General features: G+C 65.3%; 16 protein-coding genes, 1 other RNA gene and 1 pseudogene. 8 read left to right on the plus strand and 10 right to left on the minus strand.

The genetic code is table 11. From position 1 onward, the window contains the following. Window positions 1-3: 3 nt before the first annotated feature. Both nudC and N2605_RS01420 read right to left on the minus strand, forming a co-directional pair. The gene (gene nudC, locus N2605_RS01415) at window positions 4-945 is read right to left on the minus strand and encodes an NAD(+) diphosphatase (RefSeq protein WP_225150836.1); all 942 of its coding nucleotides are present in this window, start codon (window positions 943-945) and stop codon (window positions 4-6) included. Between the two features lie 10 nt (window positions 946-955). Next, window positions 956-1,375: an HIT domain-containing protein gene (locus N2605_RS01420; protein ID WP_036041788.1), complete on the minus strand. Its 420-nt coding sequence runs from the start codon at window positions 1,373-1,375 to the stop codon at window positions 956-958. A 199-nt stretch (window positions 1,376-1,574) separates the two neighbouring features. Between N2605_RS01420 and ffs the strand changes: the two genes are divergently transcribed. From ffs to N2605_RS01445, 5 genes are all read left to right on the plus strand, one after another. After that, an RNA gene (gene ffs / locus N2605_RS01425) (signal recognition particle sRNA small type) lies at window positions 1,575-1,671 on the plus strand. A 95-nt stretch (window positions 1,672-1,766) separates the two neighbouring features. Next, the gene (locus N2605_RS01430; RefSeq protein ID WP_225127007.1) at window positions 1,767-3,602 is read left to right on the plus strand and encodes a DNA polymerase III subunit gamma/tau; all 1,836 of its coding nucleotides are present in this window, start codon (window positions 1,767-1,769) and stop codon (window positions 3,600-3,602) included. A 26-nt stretch (window positions 3,603-3,628) separates the two neighbouring features. Continuing rightward, window positions 3,629-3,949 (plus strand): YbaB/EbfC family nucleoid-associated protein, encoded by a 321-nt coding sequence (locus tag N2605_RS01435; RefSeq protein WP_036014105.1) that lies wholly within the window; start codon window positions 3,629-3,631, stop codon window positions 3,947-3,949. Window position 3,950: 1 nt separating this feature from the next. Beyond that, complete coding sequence (recR, locus tag N2605_RS01440; protein ID WP_036026497.1) at window positions 3,951-4,553, plus strand: recombination mediator RecR; 603 nt, start codon at window positions 3,951-3,953, stop codon at window positions 4,551-4,553. A gap of 88 nt (window positions 4,554-4,641) precedes the next feature. Then, on the plus strand, window positions 4,642-5,076 hold the full coding sequence (locus N2605_RS01445) for a hypothetical protein (RefSeq protein WP_036041781.1): 435 nt from the start codon (window positions 4,642-4,644) through the stop codon (window positions 5,074-5,076). Window positions 5,077-5,210: 134 nt separating this feature from the next. On the opposite strand, the gene N2605_RS01450 is transcribed toward N2605_RS01445, so the two are convergent. The 3 genes and pseudogenes from N2605_RS01450 to N2605_RS01460 form a co-directional block, all read right to left on the minus strand. Continuing rightward, window positions 5,211-6,572: an AmpG family muropeptide MFS transporter gene (locus N2605_RS01450; RefSeq protein WP_260345608.1), complete on the minus strand. Its 1,362-nt coding sequence runs from the start codon at window positions 6,570-6,572 to the stop codon at window positions 5,211-5,213. 195 nt (window positions 6,573-6,767) lie between these two features. Next, window positions 6,768-7,069 (minus strand): annotated as a pseudogene (locus tag N2605_RS01455) (GIY-YIG nuclease family protein). 133 nt (window positions 7,070-7,202) lie between these two features. Next, window positions 7,203-8,402: a DNA recombination protein RmuC gene (locus tag N2605_RS01460; protein WP_260345609.1), complete on the minus strand. Its 1,200-nt coding sequence runs from the start codon at window positions 8,400-8,402 to the stop codon at window positions 7,203-7,205. Between the two features lie 169 nt (window positions 8,403-8,571). On the opposite strand from N2605_RS01460, the gene def reads away from it, so the two are divergent. The 3 genes from def (at window position 8,572) to truA (ending at window position 11,035) form a co-directional block, all read left to right on the plus strand. Further along, on the plus strand, window positions 8,572-9,099 hold the full coding sequence (def, locus tag N2605_RS01465; protein ID WP_260345610.1) for a peptide deformylase: 528 nt from the start codon (window positions 8,572-8,574) through the stop codon (window positions 9,097-9,099). A gap of 136 nt (window positions 9,100-9,235) precedes the next feature. Next, on the plus strand, window positions 9,236-10,159 hold the full coding sequence (gene fmt / locus N2605_RS01470; protein ID WP_260345611.1) for a methionyl-tRNA formyltransferase: 924 nt from the start codon (window positions 9,236-9,238) through the stop codon (window positions 10,157-10,159). Between the two features lie 138 nt (window positions 10,160-10,297). Next, window positions 10,298-11,035, plus strand: a complete 738-nt coding sequence (truA, locus tag N2605_RS01475) for a tRNA pseudouridine(38-40) synthase TruA (RefSeq protein WP_036014097.1) — start codon at window positions 10,298-10,300, stop codon at window positions 11,033-11,035. A 170-nt stretch (window positions 11,036-11,205) separates the two neighbouring features. On the opposite strand, the gene dapE is transcribed toward truA, so the two are convergent. From dapE to N2605_RS01500, 5 genes are all read right to left on the minus strand, one after another. Next, on the minus strand, window positions 11,206-12,372 hold the full coding sequence (dapE, locus tag N2605_RS01480) for a succinyl-diaminopimelate desuccinylase (RefSeq protein WP_260345612.1): 1,167 nt from the start codon (window positions 12,370-12,372) through the stop codon (window positions 11,206-11,208). Beyond that, on the minus strand, window positions 12,369-12,962 hold the full coding sequence (locus N2605_RS01485) for a DUF805 domain-containing protein (RefSeq protein WP_225114335.1): 594 nt from the start codon (window positions 12,960-12,962) through the stop codon (window positions 12,369-12,371). The genes dapE and N2605_RS01485 overlap by 4 nt, the downstream gene beginning before the upstream one ends. Before the next feature lie 234 nt (window positions 12,963-13,196). Next, entirely contained in the window at window positions 13,197-14,042 is an 846-nt protein-coding gene (gene dapD, locus N2605_RS01490) for a 2,3,4,5-tetrahydropyridine-2,6-dicarboxylate N-succinyltransferase (RefSeq protein WP_225150856.1), read from the minus strand. A gap of 199 nt (window positions 14,043-14,241) precedes the next feature. Further along, complete coding sequence (locus N2605_RS01495) at window positions 14,242-14,931, minus strand: pyrimidine 5'-nucleotidase (RefSeq protein ID WP_225183430.1); 690 nt, start codon at window positions 14,929-14,931, stop codon at window positions 14,242-14,244. 194 nt (window positions 14,932-15,125) lie between these two features. Beyond that, window positions 15,126-16,112: a DUF1036 domain-containing protein gene (locus N2605_RS01500; protein ID WP_036026517.1), complete on the minus strand. Its 987-nt coding sequence runs from the start codon at window positions 16,110-16,112 to the stop codon at window positions 15,126-15,128. Window positions 16,113-16,152 lie beyond the last annotated feature (40 nt).

Genomic DNA, 16,152 nt, shown 5'->3' on the forward strand with positions numbered 1-16,152 from the left:
GGCTCAGCTGCTCTTGTCGTGTACCCAGCGGCCGAGCAGATGATGGGCGATCGCGAACGGATGCGGGCCGGCGAGCCCGTCAGGATGCGTCCGCGTCAGCATCTTCGCCGCCTCCTCGCGCGTGAACCAGCGCGCGTCTTCCAGCTCCATCCGATCGACGACGATGTCCTCGTTCAACGCCCGCGCGCTGCAGCCGATCATCAGCGACGACGGATAGGGCCAGGGCTGGGTCATGTAATATTGCACGTCGGTGCAGCGGATCCCGGACTCCTCAAAGATCTCGCGGCGCACCGCGTCCTCGATGGTCTCGGCCGCCTCGACGAAGCCGGCGAGGCAGGAATACATCCCTGCCGGAAACTGCTTCTGGCGTCCGAGCAGGCACTTGTCGCCGGACGCCACCAGCATGATCACAACCGGATCGGTGCGCGGAAAATGCTCGGCCTTGCAACTCGGGCAGTCGCGCTTCCAGCCGCCTTCCTTCATGCTGGTGCGTACGCCGCAATTGGCGCAATAGCCGTGGCGCTGATGCCATCCCACCATCGACTTCGCCATCGCGACGGCCGAGAGCTCCTCGGGCGGGATCGCGCCCTGCATCGCCATGCCGCGCAGCTCGGTCACGGTATAATCCTCGCGGCCGACCAGCTTCTCGGCGGCGGCCTGCGACAGGCCCATGCCGAACACGGCCGCACCGTCGCGAAGCCCGAGGAACACCGTGCCGGGATTGGCGCCGCATTTCAGCGCTTCGTCGATTCCGAGCAGCGCGCGCACCTTGTCGCCCTCGCGCTTTACCAGCAGCGAGTCGCGATAGACCACGTAGGCGCGCGAGGATGGCTTCTGCTCCAGCGCGAACAGCTTTTCGTCGTCGCGGCGCAGATGCGCGGCGCGGTCGAGGACGTTGGTGACGAAGGCCGGCTGCCCCAGCGGAAACGCGTTGAATGCTGACATTATTGTTCTTTCAACCCAACCAGATCTTGCGGCGAAGCGCGCTGATGAAATTCTGAACCTCCGCGGCGTCGTGTGCCAGCGGCGGCATCACGCCCCACACCGGCCGTGGCCAGGCGGCGTCACTGGTGCGGCGTGCGATGATGTGGACATGCAGCTGCGGCACGAGGTTGCCGAGCGCGGCGATGTTGAGCTTGTCGCATTTGGTGATCTCCTTCAGCGCGCGCGAGACGCGGGAGATCTCGGTCATCAACTGCGCCTGCTGCACCTCGTCGAGATCGATGATCTCGACCGTATCGGCGCGCCGCGGCACCAGCAGCAGCCAGGGATAATGCGCGTCCTTGATGACCAGCACCTTCGACAGCGGCAGATCGCCGATATCGATGGTGTCCTCTTTCAAGCGGGAGTGCAGCGACCAGGCGGGTTCGGGCATGAAGGCTCTCTGGATTGATTCTTACCGTCGCAGAGACCACGCCCCCAGACAACATCCGTATGCGCCGTGGTCCTTATGCGTCGGACCCGGTGGGGCAGGCCGAATGAGGGCGAATTCGGCGCCGGAAGTCCCCAAGCGCCGTCGGAACAGCCCCAGACCCCGCTTGCTTTCCGCTCCCTTTGGCCCCAAATAGGGACCGGGAGATTGGCGGTGGACGAGCCACTCGCCAACCGGGTCAGGTCCGGAAGGAAGCAGCCCTAACGAGGTCCGGATCGGGTCGCTCGTCAGTCTCCTACCTGTTTTTCGAGCGAACCAGCGCCGGCGGCACCAGCCGCCAGCGCGCTCCTTTCCGCAAAAGCCGGCCAAGAGACATTTCATTGCGGATCGACCGATGACCGACGCTGGCGCCCCTCCCGATCCCGATAGCGCCGGCCAGGCCGGCAATGCGCCCTACCGGGTTCTGGCGCGCAAATACCGCCCATCCTCGTTCGACGACCTGATCGGCCAGGAGGCCGTGGTCCGTACCGTCTCCAATGCGTTCGAGACCGGCCGCATTCCGCAGGCCTGGATTCTCACCGGCGTCCGCGGGGTCGGTAAGACCACCACCGCGCGCATTCTCGCCCGCGCACTCAACTACGAGATGCCGGATGGATCGGTGAAGGGGCCGACCATCCACATGCCGACGTTGGGAGTTCATTGCCAGGCGATCATGGAAAGCCGGCACATGGACGTGCTGGAGATGGACGCGGCCTCGCATACCGGCGTCGACGACGTCCGCCAGATCAATGACAGCGTGCGCTATGCCCCGGCCAGCGCCCGCTATAAGGTCTACATCATCGACGAAGTCCACATGCTGTCGACGGCGGCGTTCAACGCCTTCCTGAAGACGCTGGAGGAACCGCCCGAGCACGCCAAGTTCGTGTTCGCGACGACGGAGATCCGCAAGGTTCCGGTCACTGTGCTGTCGCGTTGCCAGCGCTTCGACCTGCGCCGCGTCGAGGCCGACGTGCTGATGAAGCACCTCGCCAGCATTGCGGCGAAGGAAAACGTCGAGATCGAGCCGGAAGCGCTCGGCATCATTGCGCGCGCCGCGGAGGGCTCGGTGCGCGATTCGCTGTCGCTGCTCGACCAGGCGATCGCGCATGCGGCGGGGCAGGTGAAGGCCGATGCCGTCAGGCAGATGCTGGGCCTTGCCGACCGCACCCGGGTCATCGACCTGTTCGAGTCGCTGGCGCGCGGCGACATCGCGTCCGCCTTCAAGGAGTTCCGCGACCAATACGATGTCGGCGCCGATCCCATCGTCGTGCTCTCGGACCTCGCCGAGTTCGTCAATTTCGTCACCCGTGTGAAGGTCATCCCGGCGACCGCCGACAACGTCGCCTATGGCGAGACCGAGCGGGTGCGCGCCAAGGAGTTCGCCTCCAAGATCTCGATGCGCGTGCTGTCGCGGATGTGGCAGATGCTGCTTAAGGGCATCGCCGAGGTGCAGGCCGCAACGCGTCCCGCAGCCGCGGCCGAAATGGTTCTGGTGCGCATCGCCTATGTCGCCGACCTGCCGACGCCCGACGAAGCGATCAGAATGCTCGAGCAGAACGGCGGCGGCTCGCCGGTCGTGAACGGCGGAAGTAGCGCGCGCAACGGCGCGCCGGCCGCGCCGGTTGCCTCCGCAGCGCCGATGTCAGCTGCGCCCGTGCGCATGCCGACAGCCTCGGCTCCAGCGTTTGGCGGTGGCGCCCGGCCGCAGATGGCGGCCCCCGCGCCGGATACGCAAGGGGCGGCGCCCCAGCTGCGCATCGCGAGCTTCACCCAGCTGGTTGCGCTCGCAGGGCAGAAGCGCGACATCATGACCAAGAGCGCGCTCGAAGGCGACATGCGCCTCGTCCGTTTCGAGGAGGGGCGGCTGGAAGTCGCGCTCGAGCCCAACGCTTCCAAGACCATGATCTCGGAACTTGCGAAGAAGTTCGAGCTGTGGACCGGCCGCCGCTGGACCGTGATCGTCTCCAACGAGCAGGGCCAGCCGACTTTGCGTTCGGTGAACCAGGCGGCCAAGCAGGAGCATGCCCGTACCGCGGAAGCCGATCCGCGCGTGCAGGAGGTGCTGTCGCGTTTCCCCGGCGCCAAGGTCGTCGAGGTCCGCAGGCTTGCTCCCGAGACGCCGGAAACCGATATTAACGCCGACTATGGCAGCGACGATCCGCCCGACGGTTCCGACGGCGACGATCTCTGAACCATTCTTTCCAAGGACACGCACCCATGGCTGATTTTCTCGGCATGATGAAACAGGCGGCGCAGCTGCAATCCAAGATGCAGGAGATGCAGGACCAGCTCGCCAACGTCGAGGTCGAAGGCATTTCCGGCGGCGGTCTCGTCGCCGTGCGCATGACCGCGAAGATGGACGTCAAGAGCATCAAGATCGATCCTTCGCTGATGAAGGCCGAGGAGCGCGAGGTGCTGGAAGACCTGCTCGTCACCGCCCTCGCTGATGCGCGCCGCAAGGCCGAGACCGCCATGCAGGAGAAGATGCAGGCCCTCACCGGCGGGCTCGGCCTGCCGCCGGGGCTGTTCGGCCAATAAGATGGGCGCTGTTGCAGGTCCCGAGATCGAGCGGCTGGTCCAGCTGCTCGCGCGGCTGCCGGGCCTCGGTCCGCGCTCGGCGCGGCGCGCGGCGCTGCATCTGATCAAGAAGCGCGAAGCGCTGATGATGCCGTTGTCGAGCGCCTTGCAGGTGGCGCTGGACAAGGTCCAGGTCTGCAAGACCTGCGGCAACATCGACACGCAAAACCCCTGCACCGTCTGCACCGATCCGAAGCGCGATCCTGCCATCATCGTCGTCGTCGCCGATGTCGCCGACCTCTGGGCGCTGGAGCGCGCCAATGCCACCCAGGGGCGCTATCACGTGCTGGGCGCGACATTGTCGCCGCTCGACGGCGTCGGCCCGCAGGACCTCACCATCGACGCGCTGGTGGCGCGCGCGCATGATTCGCAAGTGCATGAAATCATCCTAGCGCTGAATGCGACGGTGGACGGCCAGACCACGGCGCATTACATCACCGACCTGCTTCAGGACGCCAATGTGAAGGTGACGCGGCTCGCCCACGGGGTTCCCGTCGGCGGCGAGCTTGATTATCTCGATGAAGGTACGCTATCGGCTGCGATGCGGCAGCGCACCCTGTTCTAGAGCGTTTTCGAGCGAAGTGGATACCGGTTCGCGTGAAGAAAACGCGTCAAAACAGGAATCTCCATCCAGACTTTACGGAACGGACGACATGACGAAACTTTTCGCCACGCGATGGGCTTTGGTCGCGACGATGCTGATGCTGGTGACCCCGGCCATCTCCGCGCAGCAGGGCGACGCGGCGCTGCCGCCGTCCAAGCCCGGCAAGCCGATCAACACTGGCGATGTGCTCTCCGGCGAGCTCAACGCGATGAAGGTGCGCGACGTCAAGAACGGCAAGCGCGTCGCGACCTACCAGATCACGTCGGAACCGCGCCGCCTGCCGCCGCCGAACGGGCTCTGCAATCTCGAAACCGGCCCCGAGACGTTCCAGCTCGTCACCTCCAGCGAGGCGCAGGCCGCCCAGCTGAAATCCTTCGTCGGCAAGGAGATCTCCGTGAAGGTGGACGAGGTCGCCTGCGCCAGCGATCCCGGCCAGATGAGCGAGGCCGTGATCACGAAGTGGAGCCTGATCAAGAAGCAGTAGGGGTGGAGTCGTCTCCCCGATTCCGGTGTCATCGCCCGCGAAGGCGGGCGATCCAGTACGCCGCAGCTTCTTGGTCGATCACGACTGTCTCGGAGTACTGGATGCCCCGCCTTCGCGGGGCATGACAGGGGTGCCTACACCCGCACCGGCCCCAGTGCCTCGAAATGCCCGCGCTTCTGCAAATACGCAAGCAGCATCAGGCTCGGGATGGCGACGAGGACGGAGATCGCGAAGAACATCGGCCAGCCCGTCGCTTTCGCCAGATAGCCTGCGCCCGACGACAAATAGGTCCGTCCCACCGCGGCGAGCGCCGTCAGCAGTGCATATTGGGTCGCCGTGTGCAGCGGGTTCTGGCACAGCGCCGAGAGATAGGCGACGAAGATCACGGTGCCGATGGCGTTGCAGAAATTGTCGGAGGTGATCGCGAGGGTCAGCGCCCATTCGTTGACGCCGACCAGCGCCAGCCACGAGAACGACAAATTGGACATCGCCTGCACGATGCCGCCGATCCACAGGCTGGTCGCGAGCGAATAGCGCCGGGCCACAAAGCCGCCGGCAAAGCCGCCGGCCAGGGTCGCGACGATGCCGACGCCTTTGACGATCACGGCATAATCGTTCCGCGTGAAGCCGATGTCGATGACGAACGGCACGGTCATGTTGCCGGAAAACGCGTCGGTGAACTTGAACAGCACGACGAAGGCGAGCACGACCCATGCTTCCTTGCGGCTCAGAAATTCCGAGAACGCGCCCAGCGCGGCATGGAACACGCGCGTGAGCGCGCCGTCGTCCTGCGTGGCGGCCTCGGCGCGCGCGGATTGTGCGGGCTCGGTAGCGGCGAGCGCAGTCACCGTGCCGATCAGCACCAGAGCCGCCATCACCACATAGCCCCACATCCAGGCGGCGCCACGCGGGACGATCGCCTCGAAGCCGGTGACGATGAACAGGGCGCCTGCGGTCGATACCAACATGCCGATGCGATAGGCGGCGACATAGGCGGCCATGCCGGCGGCCTGCTCGCTTTCGGGCAGGCTCTCGACGCGGAAAGCATCGACCACGATGTCCTGCGTCGAGGACATCGTCGCGACCAGCAGCGCGCCGAGCGCGACAAGCAGTGGCGAACGTGCCGGATCGGTCAGCGCCAACAGCAGGATCGCGCCGATCAGCAGCAGCTGCGCAAACACCAGCCACCCGCGGCGGCGTCCGAAGGCATGCGTGAAGAACGGCACATGCAGCGCATCGACCAGCGGCGCCCACAGGAATTTGAGCGTGTAGGGCGTTCCAACCAGCGCAAACAGCCCGATCGTTCCAAGATCAACCCCGGCCTCGGCCATCCACACCAGCAGCGTCGATCCCGACAGTGCCAGCGGCAGCCCCGAGGAGAAGCCGAGAAACAGCACGATCAGCACCCGCGGCTGCAGGTAAACAGCAAGGCTGTCGCGCCAGGAGGGCGAGGCGGTGGAAGTCGCGGCGGGGGAGGTCGCGTCGGGTGCGGTCATGGGGGGCGTGTTAGCAGATTCTGGGAGAAAAGACTCTCGCGGTAGCTGGTGAGACGGGAGAGCTTCCAACACGCTCGGTGTCATCGTCCGCGAAGGCGGACGATCCAGTACTCCGCGGCGTCTTGGTTCAACCACACGGGCTGCGGAATACTGGATGCCCCGCCTTCGCGGGGCATGACATTGAGCATGACGCCATCATGACGGTCCGGCTATCCCAGGATAGAGGTCATCCCAGTTTGGGTTATGCTGCTCGATCAAGCGGACCTTCCAGGCCCTATTCCACTTCTTCAACCGCTTCTCCCGCTTGATCGCATTCTCGGGATCGTCGAACTGCTCGAAGTAGACAAGTCGGGCGACGTCGTACTTTTCCGTGAAGCTTTCGATGACCTTCAACCTGTGCTGCGCCACCGGCGGATGAGATCGTTCGCCACGCCGATATAGAGCGTGCCGCCAATTCGGCTGGCGAGAATGTACACGTCGTACTGGCGTGGATCCATCTTCGCCTTCCATTCCGCCGTCATCGTCCGCGAAGGCGGGCGATCCAGTAAACGCCGGCACGTCGGCTTAACAACGATCGTCACGGCGTACTGGATGCCCCGCCTTCGCGGGGCACGACAGTGTGCCCTAGTCTCACTCCCCCGCCTGGAGCTTGCGCGGAAACAGCTCTGCCGCTCCCTTCGCCACCAGCCGCGGTGTCTCCGGCGCATCGCTCTTGCTGAAATCGAGCTCCTCGATGCGGCCTGCGCGCTTCTCGATCTTGTCGGCGGAGATCAGCACCTGGCGGACGTCCTCGTTCACGTCGGCAAAATGCTTTTGCAGCTTGAGCACGCGGTCGCGCAGGCGTCCCAAATCGTCGCCGAGCTTGATCACTTCGGTGCGGATCTGGTCGGCGGCATCGCGCATGCGCGCGTCCTTCATGATCTGCTGCATCACCTGGATCGCGAGCATCAACAGCGACGGCGATACCAGCACGACGCGGGCGCGATAGGCTTTCTGGATCACGTCGTCGAAGCCGTCGTGGATCTCGGCGTAGACCGATTCCGACGGCACGAACATCAGCGCCATCTCCTGGGTCTCGCCGGTGACGAGGTATTTTTCCGCGATGTCGCTGACATGCTTCATCACGTCGCCGCGCAGCCGCTGCGTGGCAACGCGCCGCTCCTCGTCGGTGCGGGCGTCGTGCAGCGCCGTCATCGCCTCCAGCGGAAACTTCGCGTCGATGCAGAGCGGGCGCTGATCGGGCAGGAACACGACGCAGTCCGGCCGCTTGCCGGTCGAGAGCGTGAACTGGAACTCGTAGGAGCCCTTGGGCAGACCGTCCTGGACGATCGCCTCCATCCGCGCCTGGCCGAACGCGCCGCGCGACTGCTTGTTGGCGAGCACGTCGCGCAGGGTGGTCACCTGCGTGGTGAGGTCGGTGAGGTTCTTGTGCGCGTTGTCGATGATGCCGAGCCGTTCATGCAGCGCGCGCAGGCTCTCCATGGTGTTGCGGGTCGAATGTTCCATGGACTGGCCGACCCGATGCGTCACCGAATCAAGTCGCTCGTTGACGGCGCGCGCCATCTCGGCCTGGCGGCCGGCGAGCGCCTGGGTCATGGCGTCGACCCGCCCCGAGGCCTCGCTCTGGGCGTGCAGCACCTGGGCGAGCCGCTCCTCGAGCTCGTCGGCACGGATTGCGTTCGCCATGGCGAGTTCCGCGCCACGCCGCCCCGAGCGCGCGATCACAACCGCAATCACAACCAGCAGGATGAGGACGAGCGCACCGAAGCCGATCAGCGCATCGACGATGCGCACCGGCCAGTCGCCCAGCATGACAATGATCTCGTTCATGCCGCCTTGTAGCCGATTCGCTGCGCTCTCGCGAACGAAGAGGGAACATTCTGGGTTAACCGGGCCCTAATTGTCATGGTTAATGAAAGGTGAAGTTTTATGGTTAGCGAGGGGTTAAGGGGTTCCGGGCCGCATTGACCGCATCCGGCGCGCGGCTTAAATCGCGGCCATGGCCCTCAGAGAAATCATCATCCTGCCCGACAAGCAGCTGCGCCTGGTCTCCAAGCCGATCGAGAAGGTCACGGCGGAGATCCGCAAGCTTGCCGACGACATGTTCGAGACCATGTACGACGCGCCCGGCATTGGGCTGGCGGCGATCCAGGTCGCGCAGCCGCTGCGCCTGATCACCATGGACCTCGCCAAGCGCGATGAGAACGGCGAGACCAAGCCGCTGCCGCGCGTCTTCATCAATCCAGAGATCATCGCCTCGTCCGAGGAACTGTCGGTCTACGAGGAAGGCTGCCTCTCGATCCCGGAATATTACGAGGAGGTCGAGCGGCCCGCGAAGGTGCGCGTGCGCTTCACCGATCTCAACGGTAAGGTGCACGAGGAGGATGCCGAAGGCCTCTACGCCACCTGCATCCAGCACGAGATCGACCATCTCAACGGTGTGCTGTTCGTCGACTATCTGTCCAAGCTCAAGCGCGACCGCGTCATGAAGAAGTTCGAGAAAGCCGCCAAGCGCGCGGCGGAGTGATAATTCCTCCGCCGTCATGCCCGGGCTTGTCCCGGGCATCCACGTTCTTTGCCGCCGCGAGCAGGACGAACGTGGATGGCCGGGACAAGCCCGGCCATGACGAGTACCTTGCTCGTTTCAAGGATTGTCTCGTCAAATGCCCCTTCGCCTCATCTTCATGGGCACGCCCGATTTCTCCGTGCCGACGCTGCTCGAGCTGGTCGCGCATGGGCACGAGATCGCGGCGGTCTACACCCGCGCGCCCAAGCCGGGCGGCCGGCGCGGCCTGCAATTGCAGCCGACGCCGGTCGAGGAGGCCGCGCGAAAGCTCGGCATTCCCGTGCTGACGCCGAAGACTCTGAAGACCGAGCAGGCGCTGGCCGAGTTCCGCGCCTTCGATGCGGACGCGGCCGTCGTCGTCGCCTATGGCATGATCCTGCCGCAGGCGATCCTCGATGCGCCAAAACTCGGCTGCTACAATCTGCACGCCTCGCTGTTGCCGCGCTGGCGCGGCGCCGCGCCGATCAACCGCGCCATCATGGCTGATGATGCCGAGAGCGGCGTGATGGTGATGAAGATGGATGTCGGCTTAGATACCGGCGACGTCGCCATGGCCGAGCGCATCACGATCACCGACAGCATGACCGCGCTCGACCTGCACGATCGCCTGTCCCGGTTGGGGGCCGACCTGATGGTGCGCGCGATGGCCGCGCTCGAACGCGGCGGGCTCCAGCTCAAGGCGCAGAGCGAGGACGGCGCCACCTATGCCGCCAAGATCGAGAAGGCGGAGGCGCGGATCGACTGGACAAAGCCGGCGCGCGCAGTGCTGCGCCACGTCCATGGCCTCTCGCCGTTCCCCGGCGCCTGGAGCGAGCTTGACGATGCCCGCGTCAAAATCCTGCGTTGCGAGTTGGCGCAAGGCGCCGGCGCGCCTGGCGAAATGCTCGACGATCAGCTTACCGTCGCCTGCGGCGACGGCGCCATCCGCATCATCGAGCTGCAGCGCGAGGGCAAGGCCCGCATGCAGGCCGCGGACTTCCTGCGCGGCGTGCCGTTAAAGGCGGGATCCAAATTCACCTGACACTGTCATACCCCGCGAAGGCGGGGTATCCAGTACGCCGAGGCTTCTCGGTCAATCGGATAAGCCGCGGAGTACTGGGTTGCCCGCCCCAGTGCGCAACAGCGCACAAGGCGGGCAATGACGACGAAACTGGACACGATGCCCCGCTACAAGCTCACCATCGAATATGACGGCGCGCCGTTCTTCGGCTGGCAGGTGCAGGACACGCTGCCGTCGGTGCAGGGCGCGCTCGAGGCGGCCGTGAAGGCGATGACCGGGGCGGATCTGCGCGTGCACGGTGCCGGCCGCACCGATGCCGGCGTGCATGCGCGCGGCCAGGTCGCGCATGTCGACGTCGACAAGCAGTTTCCGCCGGGCCGTTTTCGCGACGGGCTCAACGCGCATCTGCGCCCGCATCCGATCGCGGTGCTCGAGGCCGAGATCGTGCCCGACGATTTCGAGGCGCGCTTCTCGGCGGTCAAGCGCCACTACCGCTATCGCATCGTCAACACTCGCGCCAATCTCGCGCTCGATGTCGGCCACGCCTGGCGCGTGCCGCGCAAGCTCGATGCCGACGCAATGCACGCGGCGGCGCAGCGCCTGCTCGGCAAGCACGATTTCACCACCTTTCGCGACACCGAGTGCCAAGCCAAATCGCCGGAGAAGACGCTCGACCAGCTGGACGTGATCCGCGATGGCCGCGAGATCAACGTCATCACCTCGGCGCGCTCGTTCCTGCACAGCCAGGTGCGCTCGATGGTGGGATCCCTGGTCTGGGTCGGCGAGGGCCGCTGGACCGCCGACGATCTCTCCGCCGCACTCAAAGCCCGCAACCGCACCGCCTGCGGCATCGTCGCCCCGCCTGAGGGGCTGTATTTGATGAAGGTGGATTATTAGGCGAGCGGCGCAGAGAGTGGGCATGCTCTCGCCAAACCTCGGTGTCATGCCCCGGCTTGACCGGGCATCCAGTACGCCGCGGCCTCGGCTCAATCACTGCCGTCTCTGGAATACTGGATCGCCCGGTCAAGCCGGGCGATGACGGTCGTGTTTGTGGAGGCAACACTGCCTCAAGCAAAATACCGCGCCAAAATCCCGCGATACACCTTCGTCAGCCTCTCCAGATCCGCCACCGGCACGCGCTCGTCGACCTGGTGCATGGTCTGCCCGACCAGGCCGAACTCGATCACGGGGCAATAGCTTGAAATAAACCGCGCATCCGACGTGCCGCCTGACGTCGAGAGCTCGGGCTTGCGTCCCGTCACCTCCTCGATCGCGGAGACCGCGAGATCGGTGAACGGACCCGGCTTGGTCACGAACACGTTCGAGTTGGAGGGCTCCCACACGATGCGGGCCTTGATGCGGTTGCCGCAGGCTTTGGCGAGACGCGTCTCCACCAATTCACGCAAGCTCGCCTGGGTGTGGTTGTCGTTGTAGCGGATGTTGAATCTTGCGCGGGCCTCGCCGGGGATGACGTTGAAGGCCTTGTTGCCGACGTCGACCGAGACGAATTCGAGATTGGACGCCTGGAATTGCGCGCTGCCATGGTCGAGCGGCTCGTCGGAGATCGCGACGATCAGCCGCGAGATGTCAGGCACCGGATTGGAGGCGCGGTGCGGATAGGCGACGTGGCCCTGCACGCCGTCGACGACGAGCGTGCCGGATTGCGAGCCGCGCCGGCCGATCTTGATGGTGTCGCCGAGCGTCTCGACGTTGGAAGGCTCGCCGAGCACGCAATGGTCGAATTTCTCGCCGCGATCGGCGACCCATTTCAGCAGCTTGATGGTGCCGTTGATCGAGACGTCTTCCTCGTCGCCGGTGATCAGGAACGAGATCGAGCCCTTTCCGTCGCTGCGCGGCTTGCCGCCGTTGGCGGCGAGATGCTCCAGCACCGCGGCGACCGAGCAGGCGATGCCGCCTTTCATGTCGACCGCGCCGCGGCCATGCAGCACACCGTCCTTCACCTCTCCGGAGAACGCGCCGACGCTCCAGGCGCTCTCGTCGCCGGGCGGCACCACATCGGTGTGGCCTGCGAAGGTGATGTGCGGACCGTCGGTGCCGATCCGAGCGTAGAGATTGTCGACGTCGGCGGTGCCTTCCTCGCTGAAGGTCACGCGGTGACAGGTGAAACCGGCAGCGCCCAGGATTTTTTCGAGCACCCCGAGCGCGCCGGCATCGGCCGGAGTGACTGAAGGGCAACGGATCAGGTCGCGGGCAATGGAGAGAGCATCGGTCATGCGCCCCGCTTAACATGCCATTGCGGCGGTGGGCCAGCCTTCTGCGCCGGCATTTCGAGCTCACGCTGCTGATCCCAACCCGGCCTTCCCGTGGGCGGGACGTGGAGCGGATCGGCGCCGAAACGATTGGTCCTCTTCGCGCCGCGGAAGAACAGCAGCTCGATGCCGCCCCAGGTCGCGAGGATGAACGAGATCAGCCCGAGCGTGAAGCCGATATAATCGTTGCTGATCCGGTCCAGGAACTGGTTGATGAGGCCGGGCAGGACAAAGAAGGGCAACCCCCACCAGGCGCTCTTGTCGCGGTCATGGAGCCGTTTGACGGAGGTCGCGGCGAACACCCATGTGAACAGCGGCGTGCCGATCAGCTTGACCAGGATCAGCGGGAGGTCGGCGCGCGATACATCTCGATAGGTTTCGGGATCGACGACCTTGAAGATGTCGTCGACCGAAAAGCGGAAGGGGCGGGGGTCGAACGCCGCCACGATCGCGGCCATCAAGATCATCCAGCAGAGGATGATCAGCCCGGCCAGCCAATATTTGGCGCGGTTGATACGGCCGTCGAAGCGGAAGAGAAACCGGGTCCAGTCCATGCGAGCGGCTCCGGGCGGAACGGGCCGCCCGGACATTGGTCGCGATGGAGGGAAGTTGGGTTCGACGGGTGCTGCGAGGGGCTCTTTCACCTCTCCCCGCCTGCGGGGAGAGGTCGGATCGCTCTTGCGATCCGGGTGAGGGGGTACAGGTCTCGCGGCTATCTCATCCGCGGAGAGAGGCCCCTCAGCCCAACCCTCTCCCCGTAAGAACGGGGAGAGGGGGAGGAGATAGCATCAATCCCGCAGCAGCTCGTTGATGCTGGTCTTCGACCGCGTGCGCTCGTCGACGCGCTTGACGATCACGGCGCAAGCGGTGCTCGGGCCGATCTGGCCGTTCTTCATCGGCTTGCCGGGCAGCGCGCCGGGCACCACGACGGAATATTCGGGCACTTCGCCCATGAAGACCTCGCCGGTCTCACGGTCGACAATTTTGGTCGAGGCTCCCAGGAACACGCCCATCGCCAGCACCGCGCCCTTGCGCACGATCACGCCTTCGGCGACTTCCGAGCGCGCGCCGATGAAGCAATCGTCCTCGATGATGACAGGCTCGGCCTGCAGCGGCTCGAGCACGCCGCCGATGCCGGCGCCGCCGGAAATGTGCACGCGCTTGCCGATCTGCGCGCAGGAGCCGACGGTGGCCCAGGTGTCGACCATCGTGCTCTCATCGACATAGGCGCCGAGATTGACGAAGGACGGCATCAAGACGACGTTCTTGGCGATGAAGGCCGAGCGGCGCACCACCGCACCCGGCACCGCGCGAAAACCGGCATCGCGAAAGCGGTTTGGGCCCCAGCCTTCGAACTTCGAGGGCACCTTGTCCCACCAGCTTGCCTTGCCGGGGCCGCCGCCAATGACGTCCATGTCGTTGAGGCGGAACGACAGCAGCACGGCCTTCTTCAGCCATTGATTGACCTTCCACTTGCCGTCGCTGCCGCGCTCGGCAACGCGCGCCTCGCCCTTGTCAAGGATCTCCAGCGACTGGTCGACGGCCTCGCGCACCTCGCCCTTGGTCGTGGTCGAGATGCCTTCACGCGCCTCGAAGGCGCTGTTGATGGTGGATTCGAGGGCTGCAAGGGACATCGTGATTTCCTCTGGGAAGCGCGTGGTTTCGCGAGAATTGGAGCGCTTTTTCGGGATTTGGCGGAGCGGAGTCAAGGCTGCGTTCTGGATCACCACCCGGGAAGACCCGTAGCCCGGATGGAGCGAAGCGCAATCCGGGACAGTCTCTCCGCAGCTACGCCAGCCCCGGATTACGCTGCGCTCCATCCAGGCTACGAAATCACCCCGACAACTTTGCCAAAAACCCCGCCAGATCATCCGTGACGTGGTCGACATGGGCGGCGCCGCGGCCTTCCAGCTCCCAGTCCTCGCGCACCACCTCCTTGGTGCCGTCGGGCACCACCAGCACGGTGGTCATGCCGAGCCGGTAGGGGACGGTGAGGTTGCGGGCGAGGTCCTCGAACATGGCGGCGCGGGTCGGATCGACCGCATGCTGGCCGAGGAACTTGCGGTAGGTCTGCTCCGCCGGCTTCGGTTCGAACTCGGCGGCGATGATGTCGAACACGCCGTCGAAATGGCCGGCGAAGCCGAGCCGCGCCAGCACGGCATCGACATGGTCGACCGAGCCGTTGGTGAGGATCAGCTTGCGGCCCGGCAGCTTTGCGATGGCCGCGCCAAGCGCCGGATTCGGCTCCAGCGGAGAGTGGTCGATCTTGTGGACATAGGCGAGGTAGTCGTCGGCGGAGACGCCGTGCAGGGTCATCATGCCGCGCATCGTGGTGCCGAAGCGGCGATAATAGTCTTTCTGGATCGCCCGCGCTTCCTCCGGGCCGACATTCAGCCAGTTGCAGACGAACTCCCCGATCCGCGCATCGACCTGCTGCCACAGATTGACGTGATGCGGATAGAGCGTGTTGTCGAGGTCGAACACCCAGGTGTCGACATGGTTGAAGCTGCGGGGGAAGGTCATATCGGCATTCTCAACTTGTCGTCCCGGGGCGCGCGAAGCGCGAGCCCGGGACCCATAACCCCAGGGAGGAGTTTTGCGAAGACTCGGGGTGACCAGCTTCCCTCCGCAACCACTCCCTGGGGTTATGGGTCCCCGCCTTCGCGGGGACGACGGCGGAGCTTGTGGATGCTTGCGTGCTGATCATTGCGCCAATCTCACGGCACGGCAAAGCGCAGCGTCTTGCCGCCGCTCGACATGTCTACCGCGCCGAAGCCCGTTGGCGCAAAGCCGCGCGCGCCGCAATCGGTCTGCTCGCTGGTCTCGAACTTGGTCTCGCGTGTGCAGAGCTGCCGGTCGCCGCCCCAGTTCAGCGGCTTGTCCTTCAGCTTGACGATTCGGTTGTCGGCGTCGACCGCTTCCGCGAAGCTGAAGATCTGCTTCGGCTGGCCTGATACATCGGGGTGCAGGCAGGTCTTGGGATCGATGCGATACCAGCCGCGGCTGGTCACGGCCTTGCCGTCGTCGGTCGCGATCGCCGCCATCACCTTGTGCGGCGTGTCGTTGCACCAGGTGAGGCCGGTCGCGGACGGCGTCTGCACGGCATCGACCATGGTCTTGAAGAAGTTCTGCGAGCCCACGATGTCGGACGACAAGCCCCGGCTCTTCAGGAATGCGGCCAGCGCGCTCTGCGTCTTTGGCCCGTCGACGCCATCGATCGGCGCGGCGTCGTAGCCTGCGATCACCAGGAGCCGCTGGATGCCGGCGAGGCGCGCCTGCTCGTCGTCATATTCGGAATCCTCGGCGAGATAAGCGACGAGGTTGCCGTCCGGGCTTTGCGTCGGCGTCACCTGCGTGAAGGGAACCTGCGTCTGGCCGCTGCGGCACTGCCGCGCCGCCGCGATGACGAAATTGTCCTGCGCGACGCACAGCATGTCGTTGCCGCTTTGCGGGATCGGGGACGCGCCGTAGACGCCGAGCGCGCGCGCGTTGAGCAGGATGCGGTCGGCGGTCAGCGTGCCCTGCACCACCACGCGGCAGGCGGCGGGATCGATCCTGAACCAGCCGCGCGTCGCGGTGGCCGCCTTGTCGTCGATGCCGATCGCGGCCTCGACCACATAGGACATGCGGTTGCAGATCTTGAGGTCGGCGATCGCCGGCGCCGAGGAGAAGAAGAAGGAGACAGTTGCGGCAGGCAGCGTCATCAGGAAGCGGGTGAGGGGGGAGCGGCGTGGATGACGCTCT

This window comes from Bradyrhizobium yuanmingense, assembly GCF_025200905.1.
Taxonomy (GTDB): Bacteria; Pseudomonadota; Alphaproteobacteria; order Rhizobiales; family Xanthobacteraceae; genus Bradyrhizobium; species Bradyrhizobium yuanmingense.

Excerpts from the sequence above, each read along its gene's own strand:
- truA (WP_036014097.1), top strand. The coding sequence starts at position 10,298 with ATGCCCCGCTACAAGCTCACCATCGAATATGACGGCGCGCCGTTCTTC.
- N2605_RS01500 (WP_036026517.1), bottom strand. The coding sequence starts at position 16,112 with ATGACGCTGCCTGCCGCAACTGTCTCCTTCTTCTTCTCCTCGGCGCCG.
- N2605_RS01460 (WP_260345609.1), bottom strand. The coding sequence starts at position 8,402 with ATGAACGAGATCATTGTCATGCTGGGCGACTGGCCGGTGCGCATCGTC.
- dapE (WP_260345612.1), bottom strand. The coding sequence starts at position 12,372 with ATGACCGATGCTCTCTCCATTGCCCGCGACCTGATCCGTTGCCCTTCA.
- N2605_RS01435 (WP_036014105.1), top strand. The coding sequence starts at position 3,629 with ATGGCTGATTTTCTCGGCATGATGAAACAGGCGGCGCAGCTGCAATCC.
- fmt (WP_260345611.1), top strand. The coding sequence starts at position 9,236 with ATGCCCCTTCGCCTCATCTTCATGGGCACGCCCGATTTCTCCGTGCCG.
- N2605_RS01445 (WP_036041781.1), top strand. The coding sequence starts at position 4,642 with ATGACGAAACTTTTCGCCACGCGATGGGCTTTGGTCGCGACGATGCTG.
- N2605_RS01430 (WP_225127007.1), top strand. The coding sequence starts at position 1,767 with ATGACCGACGCTGGCGCCCCTCCCGATCCCGATAGCGCCGGCCAGGCC.
- N2605_RS01420 (WP_036041788.1), bottom strand. The coding sequence starts at position 1,375 with ATGCCCGAACCCGCCTGGTCGCTGCACTCCCGCTTGAAAGAGGACACC.
- N2605_RS01485 (WP_225114335.1), bottom strand. The coding sequence starts at position 12,962 with ATGGACTGGACCCGGTTTCTCTTCCGCTTCGACGGCCGTATCAACCGC.
- recR (WP_036026497.1), top strand. The coding sequence starts at position 3,951 with ATGGGCGCTGTTGCAGGTCCCGAGATCGAGCGGCTGGTCCAGCTGCTC.
- dapD (WP_225150856.1), bottom strand. The coding sequence starts at position 14,042 with ATGTCCCTTGCAGCCCTCGAATCCACCATCAACAGCGCCTTCGAGGCG.
- nudC (WP_225150836.1), bottom strand. The coding sequence starts at position 945 with ATGTCAGCATTCAACGCGTTTCCGCTGGGGCAGCCGGCCTTCGTCACC.
- N2605_RS01495 (WP_225183430.1), bottom strand. The coding sequence starts at position 14,931 with ATGACCTTCCCCCGCAGCTTCAACCATGTCGACACCTGGGTGTTCGAC.
- def (WP_260345610.1), top strand. The coding sequence starts at position 8,572 with ATGGCCCTCAGAGAAATCATCATCCTGCCCGACAAGCAGCTGCGCCTG.
- N2605_RS01450 (WP_260345608.1), bottom strand. The coding sequence starts at position 6,572 with ATGACCGCACCCGACGCGACCTCCCCCGCCGCGACTTCCACCGCCTCG.